11 protein-coding genes and 1 rRNA gene (1 of these 12 running past the window's edge) are annotated in these 14,800 nt (G+C 40.7%); 3 read left to right on the plus strand and 9 right to left on the minus strand.

Annotated elements, in window-relative coordinates; all coding sequences use genetic code 11:
• A 16S ribosomal RNA gene (locus A6755_RS00015) occupies positions 1-668 on the minus strand (it extends 883 nt beyond the left edge of the window).
• A 624-nt stretch (positions 669-1,292) separates the two neighbouring features.
• On the opposite strand from A6755_RS00015, the gene A6755_RS00020 reads away from it, so the two are divergent.
• The gene (locus tag A6755_RS00020) at positions 1,293-2,051 is read left to right on the plus strand and encodes an alpha/beta hydrolase (RefSeq protein ID WP_063589521.1); all 759 of its coding nucleotides are present in this window, start codon (positions 1,293-1,295) and stop codon (positions 2,049-2,051) included.
• Positions 2,052-2,130: 79 nt separating this feature from the next.
• The gene (locus A6755_RS25680) at positions 2,131-2,301 is read left to right on the plus strand and encodes a CsbD family protein (RefSeq protein ID WP_065310846.1); all 171 of its coding nucleotides are present in this window, start codon (positions 2,131-2,133) and stop codon (positions 2,299-2,301) included.
• 114 nt (positions 2,302-2,415) lie between these two features.
• Here the strand turns inward: A6755_RS25680 and A6755_RS00025 are convergent, their stop codons facing one another.
• The 5 genes from A6755_RS00025 to A6755_RS00045 form a co-directional block, all read right to left on the minus strand.
• A complete protein-coding gene (locus A6755_RS00025) occupies positions 2,416-3,558 on the minus strand; it encodes a PP2C family protein-serine/threonine phosphatase (protein ID WP_034304820.1) in 1,143 nt (380 codons plus the stop codon).
• Between the two features lie 279 nt (positions 3,559-3,837).
• The gene (locus A6755_RS00030; RefSeq protein ID WP_034304823.1) at positions 3,838-4,671 is read right to left on the minus strand and encodes a CheR family methyltransferase; all 834 of its coding nucleotides are present in this window, start codon (positions 4,669-4,671) and stop codon (positions 3,838-3,840) included.
• A gap of 28 nt (positions 4,672-4,699) precedes the next feature.
• A complete protein-coding gene (locus tag A6755_RS00035; RefSeq protein ID WP_063589522.1) occupies positions 4,700-7,501 on the minus strand; it encodes a response regulator in 2,802 nt (933 codons plus the stop codon).
• Positions 7,502-7,777: 276 nt separating this feature from the next.
• On the minus strand, positions 7,778-9,076 hold the full coding sequence (locus A6755_RS00040) for a hemolysin family protein (RefSeq protein ID WP_063592383.1): 1,299 nt from the start codon (positions 9,074-9,076) through the stop codon (positions 7,778-7,780).
• 196 nt (positions 9,077-9,272) lie between these two features.
• The gene (locus A6755_RS00045) at positions 9,273-9,728 is read right to left on the minus strand and encodes a MerR family transcriptional regulator (protein ID WP_084737267.1); all 456 of its coding nucleotides are present in this window, start codon (positions 9,726-9,728) and stop codon (positions 9,273-9,275) included.
• Positions 9,729-10,330: 602 nt separating this feature from the next.
• Between A6755_RS00045 and A6755_RS00050 the strand changes: the two genes are divergently transcribed.
• On the plus strand, positions 10,331-10,756 hold the full coding sequence (locus A6755_RS00050; RefSeq protein WP_063589523.1) for a DUF4395 domain-containing protein: 426 nt from the start codon (positions 10,331-10,333) through the stop codon (positions 10,754-10,756).
• 41 nt (positions 10,757-10,797) lie between these two features.
• Here the strand turns inward: A6755_RS00050 and A6755_RS00055 are convergent, their stop codons facing one another.
• The 3 genes from A6755_RS00055 to efeO form a co-directional block, all read right to left on the minus strand.
• Positions 10,798-12,552, minus strand: a complete 1,755-nt coding sequence (locus tag A6755_RS00055) for an FTR1 family protein (protein WP_063589524.1) — start codon at positions 12,550-12,552, stop codon at positions 10,798-10,800.
• 86 nt (positions 12,553-12,638) lie between these two features.
• A complete protein-coding gene (gene efeB, locus A6755_RS26490; RefSeq protein ID WP_034304833.1) occupies positions 12,639-13,925 on the minus strand; it encodes an iron uptake transporter deferrochelatase/peroxidase subunit in 1,287 nt (428 codons plus the stop codon).
• Complete coding sequence (gene efeO, locus A6755_RS26495) at positions 13,926-14,771, minus strand: iron uptake system protein EfeO (RefSeq protein WP_063589525.1); 846 nt, start codon at positions 14,769-14,771, stop codon at positions 13,926-13,928.
• Positions 14,772-14,800 lie beyond the last annotated feature (29 nt).

Below are 14,800 nucleotides of genomic sequence, written 5' to 3' on the forward strand. Positions count from 1 at the left end.
TCTGCACTCAAGTTCCCCAGTTTCCAATGACCCTCCACGGTTGAGCCGTGGGCTTTCACATCAGACTTAAGGAACCACCTGCGCGCGCTTTACGCCCAATAATTCCGGACAACGCTTGCCACCTACGTATTACCGCGGCTGCTGGCACGTAGTTAGCCGTGGCTTTCTGGTTAGGTACCGTCAAGGTACCAGCAGTTACTCTGGTACTTGTTCTTCCCTAACAACAGAACTTTACGACCCGAAGGCCTTCTTCGTTCACGCGGCGTTGCTCCGTCAGACTTTCGTCCATTGCGGAAGATTCCCTACTGCTGCCTCCCGTAGGAGTCTGGGCCGTGTCTCAGTCCCAGTGTGGCCGATCACCCTCTCAGGTCGGCTACGCATCGTCGCCTTGGTGAGCCATTACCTCACCAACTAGCTAATGCGCCGCGGGCCCATCTATAAGTGACAGCGTAAACCGTCTTTCCATCTTCTCTCATGCGAGAAAAGAACGTATCCGGTATTAGCTCCGGTTTCCCGAAGTTATCCCAGTCTTATAGGCAGGTTGCCCACGTGTTACTCACCCGTCCGCCGCTAATCTCAGGGAGCAAGCTCCCGTCGATTCGCTCGACTTGCATGTATTAGGCACGCCGCCAGCGTTCGTCCTGAGCCAGGATCAAACTCTCCGAAGAAATGTTTGACTTGCTCATTTGCTTTTTTGATAGTGTGTGCTCACTTAAAATTTAACGTTGGCGCTTTGTTTTGTTCAGTTTTCAAAGAGCAATTTCCACAATCGTTCTTTCGAACGGCTGTTTATTCATCATAACATCTTATTGATTAGTTGTCAACTTCTACGAAGTTTTTAACTTATTTTAAATCGCTGTGTTTTTCAGCGACCATTTCATCTTATCACTTTCATAGTAAGAAGTCAATAGTTATTATTTCTTTCAGCACCTGCCAAAAGCGATGAAGTTTTTTGCATGTCTTAGTTGGTGCTTATTTATATTAATCCCATTTCACTTTAAAGTCAATGCTTTTTCACCATTTCTTATATTTATATATTACCGGTGATTAGCATCTTCAGTTTATCAACAATTCATAAGACAGCACTTATATAATAGAAAGACGAAAATGACCTGATAATTACCTTTATATCCTTTTGATGCTTCTTAATAATAGTGAAGTTTTGGAACATAACCAAGTTGACTTCATAATTTTCATTATGCTATTATATAACCAAGTAAAATAATCGGAATAGTTAATTTTATTAAAACCTTCTATTAACAAAACTTAGCTAAATCAAAGGAGATGGGAATATGACAGCAGCAATGGTAATACCAGGTGCGGAATCTTTTTTCTTACCCGGCAATTCTATCGGCATCCTTATTTGCCATGGTTTTAACGGAACGCCACAAAGCGTAAGGTATTTAGGTGAAAGATTTGCCGCCAAAGGCTTTACTGTCTTCGCTCCTCGACTGGCAGGCCACGGAACGGATGAATATGAAATGGAAACAAGTCATTATCAGGAATGGATACAAGATGTTGAAATGGCTTATGCAAAATTAAAGCGAACCTGCACCCATGTTTTCGCCATCGGACAATCAATGGGAGGCGCCCTTGTTCTCGATTTAGCGACAAAATTGGCTTGTGATGGAATTCTCACCATCAACGCCGCTCTCCAAGTTCCTGAATATGAAAGATATCGTAACCAATCGGTTCCACGCTTCATTCCCGAAGGCAAGCCTGACATAAAAGACGATATACCTAAAGAAATCACATATGACCAAGTTCCGTCAAAAGCGATTAATCAATTGCTTGATATAATGGAACATACCAGTCAAAAACTAATAGACGTTTCGTGCCCGATTCTTATCTTCCATTCACCAGAAGACCACGTTGTACCGGACTCGTGTTCCTATCAGATTTACGATACTGTCATGTCCGGTGATAAAGAGATGGTGCGCCTTGAAAATTCATATCATGTGGCGTCGTTGGACCATGACAAAGATCATATCATTGAACATTCCTATCAGTTCATTCAAAGGTTAAGTAAAAGGGAAATAATCGCTTCTTAAAACTCCTTTCTCCATAAATCAGGTTTACCCATACACTTCATGGGTAAATACAGTATATAAAGAAAAAGGAGGTAACATAATGAGCGGTTTATCAGACAAAGTAAAGAGTGCTGTAAATAAAGTTAAAGGTGAAACGAAAGACCAAGTCGGAAACGCGAAAAATGATCCTCACTTACAAGCAGAAGGTAAAGCCGATAAATTAAAAGGCAATCTCCAAGATGGCATTAGTAAATTGAAAAATGACCGTTAATTGCAAATAGCCAAATACAGGATTCACTCTCTTAACAAACATTCTCATTTCATATAAAAGTGACCCCCCTTTTATAGAGAAGAGGCGGCAGATGATCTGCCGCCTCTTCCTTCTTCAATTCGCTTGAATAACCACAACACACATATCATCAGGCTGATCTTGCTGCATTTCAGGTGACATCAAAAAATCGATAGGGGGAGATTCTTTACAATCAAACCATCTTGTCGAGACCGCTTCTTTTATTTGGTCGAGCCCTTCCGTCCCTTCTCGATCTATTGCTTCCATGACTCCATCCGTAAAAAGCATAAGCTGAATCTTTTCTTCATAATGAATGACTGATTTCTCTATTTTCATCTCGGTGAAGAAACCAACAGGACATGTCCCTTTTGAAAGGGAGACCACTTTTCCATCGTCCATTAAAGCAAATCCAGGAGGATGTCCGGCATTTACATATTCCACTGTCTTTTGCTCTGTATCAATGATCATATAAATAGCGGTAAAATAATAATGCACTTGATTATCATCTTTATTAAGTGTACTCATCCAGCGATTCATTTCATTTATTACTGACACTGGGTCCGAATGGGTCCTGATGGCATCCCTCAATACGGAGGAAATGAACATACACACAAGTGAGGCGGATATGCCATGCCCCATCATATCCAACAGGATGATCCCATACCGATTTTCATCAATGCGGTGCCAATAGTACATATCCCCTGCTAATTTATTCGCAGGTAAGTATGATGCCCTTATAGTTAAGTGGTCATTTATAATGGGTTCACTTAATAAGCTGCTTTGAACCTGCATGGAAAGATCCAATTCATTGCGGATTTTTTCATCCTGCATTTTATGCCAATCTTTTTCATATTTAAGTCTTAACCCCACGCGAATCCTCGCAAGTAAATCTATTTTATTGATGGGCTTCATTATATAATCAATTCCGCCAACATCAAGTGCCTCGGCCACCTTGTTTGAATCTTCAAGGGCGGTCACAAAAATGACGGGAATATCTCTAAGGTGAGGAATACTTTGAAGTCTCCTGCACGCCTCTATCCCATCGATCTCCGGCATCATGATATCAAGCAAAATGATATCAACTGAAGTCTCTTTAGGTTGCGGACTATCCACCTGTAAATATTCAAACATCTCAACAGCTGAAGTTAATGATAGAAAATCCGTATAGCCAGCTCGTTTTAGAATTTTCTCTATAACGAAAAGGTTAACCTGGTTATCATCTACGATTAAAATCGTCATTCTTTCATTCCCCTTTTGGCTTATATCGAGCGGCAACATTTATCTTTTTTATATGGAACAGTACTTATATAAAGCTCCCTTAACAGGGATTTTTCCATTATATTATAACGAAGTTCAGTCTCTTTTAATAATAATAAACTGCAGTCGAGATTCTGCATGGAGACCAACTCATTATATATACCCCTTCTTCGGATGCCTTAAACATAGTGAAGCAAAAAAAATGAAAAATAATTTAATCAAAAAAAGAAAGAGTCCGCATAAATGCGAACTCTTTCTTTTTTACAGTTTCCGATAAATCCGTTCCTTTGAATCAAAGTCCTCATAATCCTCCGAAAAGGATGATGTATGAAGAGTTTCCTTGCTGCCGACCGCAAGGAAGCCATCTTTACAAAGGCTGTCATAAAACAACTGATTAACATAGGTCTGTAATTCACCGGTAAAATAAATCATCACATTCCGGCACATGATGATATGGAACTCATTGAACGAACCATCAGTAACTAAATTATGCTGGAAAAACACAATGTTTTTAAGGAGACCCGAATCAAGATAAGCATTTTGATAATCGGTTGTATAATACTCCGAAAATTCCTGGTTACCTCCAGCTTGCAGATAGTTTTTCGTATAAGACTGCATTCTATTTAAAGGTAATATCCCTTTTTCCGCATGACGGAGGACTTCATCATTCATATCAGTGGCATAAATCCTCGCCTTATCATAAAGTCCCTCCTCCTTGAGGATGATCGCCATGGAAAAGGCTTCTTCACCGGTTGAACATCCCGCATGCCAAATTCTGATTTCAGGAAGTTTTTTCAGGAGCGGTACAATATTTAAACGAAAGGCTTTAAAGAAATCCGGATCGCGAAACATTTCAGTGACATTAATTGAAAAATCTCTCAATAGCTTCTCGACATACCCTTTTTCATATAAAACCATTTCAATCATTCCGCTGATCCTGCGAACATGGTCCAGCCTCATTCTATTTTCAACTCTTCTTTTTATTGAAGAACGCATATACTTACGAAAGTCAAAGCCAGAAACGGAATAAATGGCCTCTAGCAATAATTCGATTTCTAAATCTTCTCTTTCTTCAATCGTTAAAGTATCCTTCATGAAAATCCTTCCTCACCCATACTATCAATCAATTAGTCAGCCATACTCTTAGGACTGATAGCAGCTGATCCAATTTTAATGGTTTGCTGACATAATCGGAAGCGCCGGCCTTCAGGCATTTTTCCCTATCGCCTTTCATCGCTTTCGCAGTTAACGCGATGATTGGAAGATTCTCGAATTTACTTTGCTCGCGAATTCTGGTCATCGTTTCGTAACCGTCCATACCCGGCATCATGATATCCATCAATATAACATCTATATTGTTACCTTTTTCAAGGAGTTCCAAACATTCAAAGCCGTTTTCAGCTGTAAGGATTTCCATTCCCTCATGCTTCAGCGCATTTTTCAGGGCAAATATATTGCGGTGATCATCATCGACGACCAGTACTGTTTTATTGCAGAAAGGTTTGGCCTTATCCCGGTCTTCTTCATCCATCATACCTGCATCCGGTCCTCCCTGCTCGCCAAAAGGCGCTGCAGAATCATCGTGGTTAGCTGCTGCCACTTCCGGAGAAGCAGCTATTGCTTCGTCGACATTTTTGAAGCCCTCCGGCATGCTTGGAATAAAGAAAGTAAAGGTACTGCCTTGCCCTTCTTCACTATCTACAATGACCCAGCCTCCCAGAAGTTTGGCAAACTCCCGGCAAATCGATAGCCCAAGTCCTGTACCGCCATATTTTCTCATTGTAGCTCCGTCACCTTGCTGGAATGCTTCAAAGATAAGTTTTTGCTTCTCTTTTGATATTCCGATGCCAGTATCCGTCACCTTAATTTCAACCCAATTGCTCGCTCCTTTTGTCTGTATCCATTGTGCTACATTTTCTTCATCAGCTTTTTTGATTTGGACAGACACAGAACCTTTTTCCGTGAATTTAAATGCATTGGATAGCAGGTTTTTCAAAATTTGCTGGAAGCGCTGTTCATCCGTAAAGAAAATATCCGGAACGTTTTTACTTTTTTCGATTATAAAGTCAATGTTCTTTTTCTTCGCTACATGATCGAAGTTACGGTGCAATAACTCAGGAAGCTCACTCAGATTCATTTCATCAAAGACCACTTCAAGCTTTCCGACTTCAACTTTTGATAAATCCAAAATGTCATTGATCAACGTTAATAAGTCTTGACCTGATGAATTAATGACACGAGCGAATTCCTGTTGCTCTTCATTTAATTTACTATCATTAGGATCTGAAAGCATTTCCGATAAAATCAGGATACTATTAAGCGGTGTCCGCAATTCATGGGACATATTTGCCATGAATTCCGATTTATATTTTGAACTTAACTTCAATTCTTCCGCTTGTTTTTCAAGATTCAGTTTAGCGACTTGAAGCTCTTTCGATTTTTCTTCCGTTTCACGATTTCTCTCTTCCAATTGTTCATTGATCATTCGCAACTCTTCAGCCTGTGTTTGCAGTTCCTCCGATTGGGCTTGCATTTCCTCTGACTGTGATTGCAATTCTTCCGATTGAGCCTGTAACTCTTCAGTCTGTGCCTGTGATTCTTTCAATAAACGCTCTATTTCCATCCGGCCCTCTACATTATTGATCGTGATGCCCAGAGTATCAAGAACCTGGTTCAGGAACGTTTTTTGCAGCTTCGTAAAGGCCTCCAAACTCGCCAGTTCAACCATCGCCACCACTTCATCCTCAAAAACGACTGGCGCAATGACAATGCTTTTCGGGTTGATTTCCCCCAATCCTGTCGTAACCAATTGGAAATCCTCAGGGATATCTTCGATGACTTTGGTTTTCTTTTCAAGGGCGCATTGACCGATCAAACCTTCGCCAAGACGAAATTCACGCCTGCCCGAATCTTCACCATCTCCAGCAAAGCTGGCAAGCTTCACAAAGCGCATATCCACACCCTCACCCCGTTTGACGTAAAAAGCTCCAATTGAAGCTCCCATCATCGGTGCAAGTCTTGTAATGAACCGGTCAGCAAGGACTTCCACATCAACAATGCGCTGATACATGGTAGCTATATCTGCAACACGGGTCTGAATCCAGTTCTGTTCACTGATCTTTTCAGTGAAATCTTTTTCTTTTTGGTTATAGATTTCAAGCGATTCCGCCATATCATTGAACGATTTCGCTATATCCCCAATTTCATCAGTGGTCCGAACCGGAATTCTTGGTATGACCGACAAATTTTTAAAATCGATATCTTCGATGACCTTCGTAATCGATTGCAGATCTTTCGATGTGCTCCGAATCATCCAAACAACCGTTACGGAAATGACCAAAATGCTGAGAATAACCGCAAAAATCACAAAACCGATCATATCTTCATAGGTTTGTCTCGAATTACTTAAGGTATCTTTCATGACACCTTCTTGGTAATCCTTAAATTCATCCATCGTACTGATGACTTTCGTTCGTTTTTCCCTTTGGTCATCCATCAGGCTTGAAAGATTATCAGAAGAGTTTCCCGATTTTATCTTTTGGATGATCTCAGCCTCCGTTATGGAGTAAGAAGCATATTGGGTCTCGAACTCTTTCAATAGCTGCTTCGCTTTCGACTTATTTAACGAACCTGATAACCCGGCAATTTTTGATTCAATCAAACTATGATTTTCATTGATGATTTCGAGGCTCTCTGCTCTTTCTTCTTTATTTGCATCATTAGCTGCAAACAAAATCTCACGGTCCGATCTAGAAAAAAGCTGACGGATTTCCATCGAAGCTTGAACCTTATCATAGCGATTTTCAACTATTTCAGTCATGCTGCTCTTTAAATTGTTTAGCGTAAACATCATGAATGAAAGTAAAATAGCCAAGAAAAGCAAGATTAAACCAAATCCCAACATTTGCTTTTTCTTAAAACCCATTTTTTCCCGCCCACCTTCAATACTTATTTATACCAGCCCGAAATAACGGCATTGCAAAATACTAGAACTCACCTTATATTCTTTGAAATGATATATAGATAGTTTCATTGTTCAAAATCAATTTTAACATTTTCCAAGCTAAAATGGTTACCCACACTATCATTTTACATGAATTCCTTTTCCAATTAAGTAACAGTCTGCCTTACCATTTTCATAAATGGTCCGTACATAACAAAAGCCGAAAGTTTTCACTTTCAGCTTTTGGTGTGATCCTGTTTATTTAATCTTCTTCACTTCAACATATAAAACATGGTGGCCGTCCATTTCCTTTACAGTAAATTCATATCCGGCGTATTCAATTCTATCTCCGACAGCAATTTCAAATCTGCCTGTCAGGAACCATCCACCCAATGTATCGATATCTTCCTCCGGCAAATCGATCGCAAGGGTATCATTGACATCTTCAACCAATGTTTTAGCATCGAATACATAATGCCCTTCATCAATTTTTTGAATGAGCGGACGTTCATCCTGATCAAATTCATCACGGATTTCCCCGACGATTTCTTCAAGGATGTCTTCAACCGTTACAAGACCAGCTGTTCCGCCATATTCATCGGTCAAAACTGCCATATGAATCCTTTCCTTCTGCATTTTTAGCAGCAGATCATGAATGGCGATCGTTTCAAGAACACGGATGATGGGTGTTATAAAGGAATCCACCGTTAAAGCCGTTACATTATCTTCAGTAATCGTCGCTGTATAAAGGCGTTTGATATTGACCATTCCCACGACATTGTCTTTATCACCTTCTATGACAGGATACCTTGTGTATTGTTCTTCCTGTATCAGTTCAACAACTTCCAATAATGGCATGCCTTTTTCGATAACGGTCATTTCCGTACGCGGAACCATGATTTCGTTGGCAATACGCTCATCAAATTCAAATATCTGATTGACATATTTGTATTCCGATTGGTTGATCTCACCGCTTTTATAGCTTTCCGATAAAATGATGCGCAGCTCTTCTTCGGAATGAGCTATTTCGGACTCGGAAGCAGGCTTTAATCCGAACATGCCCGTCAGGAGACGTGCAGAACCATTCAGTAACCAAATGAATGGGTACAAAATGCGGTAAAAGAGAATTAATGGCTTTGCAAATAGCAAGGTTACCTCTTCTGCCCTTTGAATCGCAACTGTTTTCGGTGCGAGTTCGCCGACTACAACATGAAGGAATGTCACGGAACCGAACGCGATCAGGAACGAGATGATGTGACTTACAGATTCCTCTAATCCCCATTTAGTGAACAATGGTTTTAAGATCGCCTCGACCGTCGGTTCACCCAACACCCCTAAACCTAAGGCGGTTACTGTAATCCCCAATTGACAGGCAGATAAGTACTCATCGATATGCGATGTCACTTTCTTGGCTGCGAGGGCATTTCTATGCCCTTCTTCAATTAATTGATTGATACGGGAACTTCTGACTTTCACGATTGCAAATTCCGATGCAACGAAAAATGCGGTTAATGCTATTAATGCAGCTACTGCCAATAATTTTATAAAAATCTCCAATATGTGCGGGTTCTCCATATAGTTCCAATCCTACTGACCTTCGGATTAGACATATATGGCTTAATCCCAAGCACCTCCTGTATAAATGGTTATTTTCGTTTAATAAGCATTTTTGCCTTATAACATGAACCAAAACCATTTAGCCTATATTGTTACTATGCACCTTTGTGCATAAAACTATAGAGATAAATTTTAATCATACGAGCAACACTAGTAATGATTGGATCAAGGCCATGCTTTCACGGGATATCTGTTTTTTTAGAATAAGCTCACTTTTTCCGTCCTTTTCAATCAAGCTGATGAATTCCTGAAGTTCTTCGTTCAGGCCATCCATTTTATTCTTGAGCTGAAGACCTTTTGTCTCAATTGCTGATGCGGCTTCCTTATCCTTTTTAAGTATTTCTTTAATATCTTCCAATGAAAGGTTTTCTCTTTTGTATCCTTCGATACGGCGGAGCCTTTCAAGTTCACCGACTGAATAATAACGGTAATTAGAGGCGGAACGTTCTGCTTTAAGCAAGCCAAGATTCGTATAATAATCTACGGTTCGTTTCGTAACATTCGCCATTTCCGCTAACTCGCCAATTTTTAAAGTCTCGTTCCCAACATAGCCCCTCCTAACCGTCACGTTATGGTTTAGACAAATCTTCATGACGTTTTATTCTATTCCATAATCGTACATTATTTTAATTGAAATGAAAAATATTTATTATGCTCTTTACCCCTTATTGGAAAAATAAAAACCGATTAATTGAATAATCGGTTCACTTTTTGAGAGTGTATAAAATATGAACGCTGATTGGAACGTAAGGCACTCGTTTTCCACGGTCGGTCCGGGAGCCTCGAACAACCGCTCCAATCAACTATGTTTAAAAATTAAGATGGAACCCTTTCTATATACAAACTCAAACCGATTAATGGTTTAGTTTATGATCTGTTCCAGTGGAGTTTATTTTTTCGTTTTAACTGAGAATTGATTGCTCAGTATCTTAGGACCGCACTGGCATAGGGAAGAATGCTTTAGCTTTTTTATTGGTGTTCCACATGTTTCACAAACTTTTGCTACCATTTATACTGTCCTCCTAACTTTTGTTTCATGATAAATATATTATACTACTTTTATAATAATAATAATCAATACTAAATTAAAATAATTATAAATAAGGGCACCTTTTATTTTATTAACCTTTCTCTTCACAAGTGATTAAAATAAGGATAAAATATAATAAAACACATAAGGAAGGTTGGTATTATATGACGAGTGAAATTCGTTCCATTCCCCGTCCCTTAGTACGTACGAATCAATGGGTCATTTTGTTAAGCGCAGCCACCGCCTTATTGACGGGACAAATATGGATATTAGCCATTCCTTTAACAGCGGGGCTTTTGGGTCTTCTCTTTAATATCAATCCAGTGATGCGTCTGGCAAAGCTCTTTCTTAAAAAGAAACCGTCCGATTATATTCCTGAAGATCATTCACAGCAACAATTCAACCAGGCAATAGCAGTCGTTTGCTTAGGACTTGGATTCATTTCTTTTTTGCTTGGTTGGAATGTTACCGGTTATATATTTACCTTGATGGTCGGAATGGCTTCACTCATAGCCATTCTTGGATTCTGCATCGGCTGCTTCATCCTTTATCAATGGAAGCAATATACCTATCGCCGATCACTACGCTAATAGCACACATAAATGGGACTGACATGCGTCAGTCCCATTTATTATTCGGCTGCACGTAAGGAATTACTCTTTTTGACCCAAATAGCGGCCAATGCAATCAGCAATAATAATACAGCTTGCGGCACCAGCGTTTCCATTGTTGGATAAAGACCTATCGTTTCTTCAAATGGGAAGGAGCTGATCGTATTTGTCTGTATCACTTGAGAAACCTGAAGTGAGTGGATGGAGACTCCAAGAATCTTGAAAGCCAATGCATATATGAGTATCGTTGCCACTTTAAAGAATAGGGTCATCGGTAATTTCACACTGTACCGCAGCATGATGAAACCAATAACCACTAAAATGAGGAAGGCAAGGAAAATTCCGCTCAGCAGCTGCTTTAATTCCATATAAGGAGCCATTCCCGCATAAAAGATAATCGTCTCGGCACCTTCACGGAAGATGGATAGAAAACTGATTAAAGCGAAAGAGATGATGCTCCCCGTCGCAATGGCTTGGTTCATTTGCTTGCTGATATATCGGTTCCATGCATGGACGTTCGATTTACTATGAAGCCAAAGACCAATTGTCAACATCATCAATACGGCTATTATCCCAGTGATTCCCTCGATATATTCCCGGCTTGAAGCAGCCGTGATCTGAGAGAAAACGATATTGATTATGACCGCCAATATGGAACTGGCAACTAACCCCGCACCAACTCCTGTCCAAATCCATTTTTGTTTGTCCGCTTGCCCGATTTTCTTTAGGAAAGACAGCAATGTAGCTACAATCAAGAGTGCTTCCAATCCTTCCCGTAAAAGGATCAGAGCTGCATCCCATGTTGTATAACCCGTATCCTCAATTAAAGGGAGTAACCTTGTGTTTAAATCGGTTACGATTCCCTTTGCTTCATCCGCCTTTACATTTTTCGATTGCAATAGGCTGATTGCGGTCGGGACCTTCGTTTCCATATCGCTGTAAAGTTTGCTGTCCCTTGTGGAAACCTCCCCTTCTACATTAGGCCAAATTGTTAAGATTTCATTTAGCTTATCAACGGCAGAATCGATTTCATCCTTTTCAATATCCGATGCACTTCCTTGTAAAAGTTGTGTTACATCCCCAAGTGAAGAGGTGTTCTTCTGGCTTCCTACTTCAACTTTACCAGCAAGGAAATCCTCGATTAAACCCTTCAATTCAGTTAGATTTTTTTGAGCTTTTTCCGGATCAGGTGGGTCTTGGGTAATCGCTATCCGCACAAAGGCCATTTTCGTTTCAAACTCACCATATGTAGCAACACTTTTCTCCCTGACAATGACCTCTGCATCGGTCCATTGATTCAGGAGATTGGTATATTGAACTTTAGCTTGATCAAAGTCACCTTCAGTTATCAAAGCCTCCAACTTATCTATTAATGGAAGTATCGCTTGTAACCGTTCTTTATAGTCAGTCTTGTCAACAGGGTTTTCGTTTGTATCATAAATAACAAGCGTACTTGATAATGCCGATAATCGCTTTTTGATTTCATCTGTGGAGGCTTGGTCACTCACAGCACGTTTTACTGCGGATAGCTTCTCGTCGACTTTCCTCGCACTTTCGCTGTCCGTTTTTATCGTTTTCCAATCTTGCTCGAATCGCTCGATATTTTTCGATACTTCCTCAAGATCGCCTGATTTCACCTTCATTAAACTATCGCCAATATAAACAAAGAGCTTATCATGGTTTTCACCCGCCGAAACCATCTTAATATCAGTCGAAAGAAATAAAAGACTGACGACTAAAACAAATATTCCACTCTTCCATCTAGAAACGGTCATAGTGGTCCCTCCTTATTCATGAACTAAAATCGCCAACTGGATAATATCCATGCTGGCGATTTTCACATCCTCATTTGAAATGATATTTATCCAAAAAGGGAATCCCCGATATAGCCACCCTTTTTCACACCTGGTAAACAAGCGAACAGGGCACTGCCCCTGTGAACGATATATTCGTTGAGCTTATCATTTTTTGCCAGTCGCTCTTGTATCGGTATGAATTGTTTACTTGGGTTTCTCTGAAAACAAATGAATAGCAAGCCTGCATTGAAGCTCCCTGTTTTGGGATCCATTCCATCTGCATATGAATATGGACGCCGCAATATCTTTGCTTTTCCGTCCCCTCTGGAGAGACTTACATGTGAATCTTCTGGAATGATCCGATTTCCATTTGGGTCTTTAGCTTCGAGATCCACGGTATCGAACTCATTTTTCATTCCTAGTGGAGCTCCACTGTCGCGATGACGGCCAAACGTATTTTCTTGTTCTTTCAAAATCGTCCGGTCCCAAACTTCAATGTACATCTGGATTCGCCGCACCACCATATAACTGCCTCCAACAAGCCAGTCAGGACCGTCCTCGCCCTTCACCCAAACATGTTCATTCATTTCATTATTATCATTCGTATCCGGATTGACGGTCCCATCCTTAAACCCGAAAAGGTTACGCGGTGTCGTTTTTTGTGAATCGGCTTGCTTAGTCCGTTGAAAACCTGTTTGTGCCCAATGAATGATCGCTTTCCCTCTGCCGATCCTCACTAAGTTCCGAACGGCATGGAAAGCCACTTGGAGATCATCTGCACATGCTTGAATACAAATATCCCCACCGCTCCATTCTTCTTCTAAAGCATCTAAAGGGAATTGGGGCAGGTCCTTTAATTCAGCAGGTCTTTTTGATTTCAAACCAAATCGATCTTTGCCATCCTTCGAAAACAGGGTCGGACCCACTCCAAAAGTGATCGTTAAATTGGAAGGTGATAATTCTTTCGCTTCCCCCGTATCCTTTGGGGGCATATTCGTATTAAGTGATGTATCACCAATCAAATTCCCCGCTGTCATCTGAGCCGCAGCCTCTGTCCAATCCTTGAATAACTGGATTAAGTCTGATCTTTTATCCGTGGTTACTTCCAATGACGCGAAATAAAGGTTATCTTGCGCTTCAGTGGTGATACCAGCTTGATGCGCTCCATAAAAAGGTACAATATCCTTAGTTTGTCCCTTCGCCTTTTGTTCAGAAAGTGTCAGCAGCCCGCCAAATCCGGATGCTCCTATCACGACTCCGATTCCACCCACTCCTGCCGTTTTCAGCATGTTACGACGACTCACCTTTTTTGTAAAAAGTCCGGTTTCATCTTTCGGCGTATGTTCTTTCAATTAAGATTCCTCCGTTACAATCCCTATTTGCGAAAGTGGTTCAGCCAATGCATCAATTGCTTGACTTAACTCCTTGACTTCAGATTCCTTTAAATCCGTATATGAGATGTATCCATCCCCTTCTTTATGCTTTTCAAGCAAGCCGTATACATCGTCAAAACGTTGTTGGATTTCCGCAGCAAGCTTCGCATCCTTTTCTTTTAGAGCAGGAGTAAGCAGTTCATAGATCTTCTCTGCACCTTCAACATTAGCCACGAAATCATATAAATCGGTATGGGAGTATCGGTCCTCTTCTCCTGTCACTTTACTTGTTGAAACTTCATTCAATAAATCCACTGCACCCGTGATCAACAAATCGGGCGTTACCTCAACCGTTTCAACTTTGGCACGAAGCAAATTGACATCACTCATTAATTGATCTGCAAACTTTTCGTATCCTTTCGTTGTATTTTCTTGCCATAACCCCATTTCAATCCTATGGTAACCGCCCCATTCTTCATCTTTGACATCCCCTTCACGCGCATCGATTTTGGGGTCAAGATCCCCAAATACTTCAGCGATGGGTTCCGCTCTCTCATAATGCATGCGGGCTGGTGCGTATAATTCCTTCGCCTTTTCTATATCGCCGGCAGATACGGCCGTGGTGAATTCTTCCGTTGCGTTTACGAACTCTTCTATTTCACCAATGGCATATTCCCGGTACTCACTAGATACATCATCAAGCTTACTCGCACTCACTTCTTTGGCATTATCATCTGCCTGTTCAGTTCCTTCCTTTTCCTGCGTACAGCCAAATAATAGGCTGGTTGATAGTAAGACTGCTAATGACGCATTTGCTTTCTTCATTTTGTATTCTCCCTTTGAAATGATTTGTA

The sequence above is a fragment of the Peribacillus frigoritolerans genome (assembly GCF_001636405.1).
Taxonomy (GTDB): domain Bacteria; phylum Bacillota; class Bacilli; order Bacillales; family DSM-1321; genus Peribacillus; species Peribacillus frigoritolerans.

Bases quoted from the DNA above. Each gene is read 5' to 3' on its own strand.
- A6755_RS00045 (WP_084737267.1), bottom strand. From the start codon at position 9,728: ATGAAGATTTGTCTAAACCATAACGTGACGGTTAGGAGGGGCTATGTT.
- efeO (WP_063589525.1), bottom strand. From the start codon at position 14,771: ATGAAGAAAGCAAATGCGTCATTAGCAGTCTTACTATCAACCAGCCTA.
- A6755_RS25680 (WP_065310846.1), top strand. From the start codon at position 2,131: ATGAGCGGTTTATCAGACAAAGTAAAGAGTGCTGTAAATAAAGTTAAA.
- A6755_RS00055 (WP_063589524.1), bottom strand. From the start codon at position 12,552: ATGACCGTTTCTAGATGGAAGAGTGGAATATTTGTTTTAGTCGTCAGT.
- A6755_RS00050 (WP_063589523.1), top strand. From the start codon at position 10,331: ATGACGAGTGAAATTCGTTCCATTCCCCGTCCCTTAGTACGTACGAAT.
- A6755_RS00025 (WP_034304820.1), bottom strand. From the start codon at position 3,558: ATGACGATTTTAATCGTAGATGATAACCAGGTTAACCTTTTCGTTATA.
- A6755_RS00035 (WP_063589522.1), bottom strand. From the start codon at position 7,501: ATGGGTTTTAAGAAAAAGCAAATGTTGGGATTTGGTTTAATCTTGCTT.
- A6755_RS00020 (WP_063589521.1), top strand. From the start codon at position 1,293: ATGACAGCAGCAATGGTAATACCAGGTGCGGAATCTTTTTTCTTACCC.
- A6755_RS00030 (WP_034304823.1), bottom strand. From the start codon at position 4,671: ATGAAGGATACTTTAACGATTGAAGAAAGAGAAGATTTAGAAATCGAA.